This is a genomic window from Streptomyces sp. NPDC006879 (assembly GCF_042869595.1).
GTDB lineage: Bacteria > Actinomycetota > Actinomycetes > Streptomycetales > Streptomycetaceae > Streptomyces.
Map to the genome: position 1 here is coordinate 1 of NZ_JBIAGC010000098.1, position 2430 is coordinate 2430.

The following is a 2430-nucleotide window of genomic DNA, read 5'->3' on the forward strand; positions in this document are numbered from 1 at the left end:
AGTACGAAGAAGCCTTCTGGCGCAGCCAGGAGCAAACCCCGCAGTCCGCCTGAACCAATCAAGATCGGACTCTACGAAACTCGGGGCAGCTCAGTACTTCCAACCGATCGAGCGGCACAGCTTCCAACCTGAAGAAGTCTTCTTGTAATACGCGTACTTCGCCGCAAGCTGGCCCGCCGGGCGTTCCCACGGCCAGATGCATGTGAGTGTCGGGCCCCAGTCGTCCGAGGCGAGCACGCTCGCCTTCGTGTAACCCCCGCGACCCCCATGGGAGACCTCGGCGCGCTCGTACACACACTTGCTACTGTCGGCGTTCGACCATGTCTCATCGATTTGGTAGACGTAGTGGGCGCTGGCGCTCGTGGCGGTGGCAAGCGTCAATACCACCGCCCCGGTCAGCGCCAGAGCCCCACGTATGGCCCCACGCTTCTGACTGGCTATGTCCATCATGAAAGCGCCCCCCTAGAACACATGATCGCTGTGTCGCCACAGTGCGGCACGCCGCTCTCATGGAATCGAGAACCCGAGAAGATCTTGGCTGGTTAGCACAGGTGCGCGCGTGCAGCCTTCTGGCGAACGAATGTGAACCGACCTCGATCTCTACCCATTTGCGAAATAAGGGAGCCCTGATCGCTCCAGGTTGCGCCTGTGCAGAACGTCAGGCGTTCGCCGTCGAGGAGCATGTCAAGATCAGTTCTGGTCGCCGAGACCACGCCTTTCTTCCACTGCACACCGGCCTTGGTTTCCCCGGCATGCTCCAGAACGTCATCCAGAAAGCGGCGTTCCGCTTCGCTCATGGACTCGCTGTCCACCCCGGCCGATACATGAGGGCGCGGGGATGAAGTTGACCCCTTCGATTCAACGGGAGCACACGCCGCGAGCGCCGTAACAGCGCCTACAAACAGGACGGCGGTGATGTGTCTCATGCCCGGACGCTAGCGGCCACGCCCGAGTACGGCCAGCCTGGGACCATCCCAGCCTCCAGGCCGATCTATCTGCCGGAGGAATGGATTCGCGCCCGACAACCGTGGTCCACGCACGGTCCACAAGCGATCAACGACGCGACACGGGCGGAGCAAGGTGAGAAGGGGTGCCCCTGAACCGGGACACCCCTTCTGACCTGCACTGCGTCTGACCTGCAACGCGGTGGGTGTGGGATTTGAACCCACGGTGACATCGCTGCCACGACGGTTTTCAAGACCGTTCCCTTAGGCCGCTCGGGCAACCCACCCGTGCTCCGCCCGCCTGGGGCGGAGCCGGGTACAGAGTACCGGCTGGACACCCGTGGCATGGAAGTCTGGCCACAGGTTGACCACGACGGTCGGAGTTGACCATGTAGGCAGCTCCGACGAGTCCGCCCCGCCGCCGGAGGGACCTGGGGGTCAGAACGCCTGCGCGCCGTCCTCGGGACGCGCGGAGGGCAGCGGGAGATCCCGCTCGGGGTCTTAGGTTGCTCGGGCAGCCCACCCGGCTCCGCCCGCCTGGGGCGGAGCCGGGTACGGAGGAAGGCCCGTGAGCGGGGCGGTGTGTCAGCATGCGGATTCCTGAGGAACCGTGGCTGGGGCGTAGGTGCGGGGAGAACGGCGGGAATCGATCGAGCACCTGGTGGCGCGGATCCCTGTCGTCCTCAGAGAGCCGACGGGGCTCGTTCAAACGATCTCTTGGGGCGTGCTCCGGCGGGTGATCGGACCTGTTGGTTCGGCCGCGGTTGATCTGTCAGCGGGTCAGCTGGTGGGCTTCAGGGGGTGGACGTTGGCGGCGTAGGCCCCGTACACGTTTCCGGCGTCCTGCCAGTACACCATCAGGTGGTTCCATCCTGCGAGGTTCCCGCTGGCGCAGGGCACGAGGGCGGCGCCCACCTTGACGCTCTTGGACCAGATGACCTGGGTGAAGTGCCCGGTCTGCGCGCCAGTCGTCGACTGCTGCCGGACGTAGTCGTAGGTGGCACCTTCCTCGTACCAGAGGTCCACGGCGCGGCGGGTCAGATCTGCCACGTCCTGGTAGCGCTCGGAGTACATGGTCTGGCCCACGCGCTGGGCTGCGGGCACGGAGCCTTGGCTTTCGTACCGACCGGTGCACTGTGCGGCCCATGCCTGGGCGCGGGTCGCGAGCCCGGGGTCGTAGGTGACCGACGGGGTGTCTTGGTGACGTGCCCGGTAGGTGTTCACGGCCTCCATCAGGGCGACGGCCTGCGGGTCGGTGGCCGGCAGGGCGACGAGGGGGGCCTGCGTGGCCGCCGGGCGATGCTCCGGGGGTGCCGAGGCGGCCGTGGTGCATGACAGGGCGGTGAGGGTGGCTAGTGCCAGCGGCAGTTTCAGAAGGCGGGAACGCAAGGGAACTTCCCAATGCCGTTGTCAAGCCGGTGTCGTGACCGGTGGTGTGGCTTGGTAGCACGCTCCGTCTCGGATCATGGCCCACAGGACGTTGGCC

At 65.7% G+C, this 2430-nt stretch carries 3 protein-coding genes and 1 tRNA gene; all 4 read right to left on the reverse strand.

Features of this window, described 5'->3' with window-relative positions; all coding sequences use genetic code 11:
* Positions 1 to 90 precede the first annotated feature (90 nt).
* The gene (locus tag ACFYMC_RS29665) at positions 91 to 450 is read right to left on the reverse strand and encodes a hypothetical protein (RefSeq protein WP_388531227.1); all 360 of its coding nucleotides are present in this window, start codon (positions 448 to 450) and stop codon (positions 91 to 93) included.
* Between the two features lie 92 nt (positions 451 to 542).
* Entirely contained in the window at positions 543 to 797 is a 255-nt protein-coding gene (locus ACFYMC_RS29670; RefSeq protein ID WP_388531230.1) for a hypothetical protein, read from the reverse strand.
* A gap of 347 nt (positions 798 to 1144) precedes the next feature.
* Positions 1145 to 1231, reverse strand: a tRNA-Ser gene (locus ACFYMC_RS29675).
* Positions 1232 to 1724: 493 nt separating this feature from the next.
* Positions 1725 to 2333: a CAP domain-containing protein gene (locus tag ACFYMC_RS29680; protein ID WP_388531233.1), complete on the reverse strand. Its 609-nt coding sequence runs from the start codon at positions 2331 to 2333 to the stop codon at positions 1725 to 1727.
* Positions 2334 to 2430: the final 97 nt, after the last annotated feature.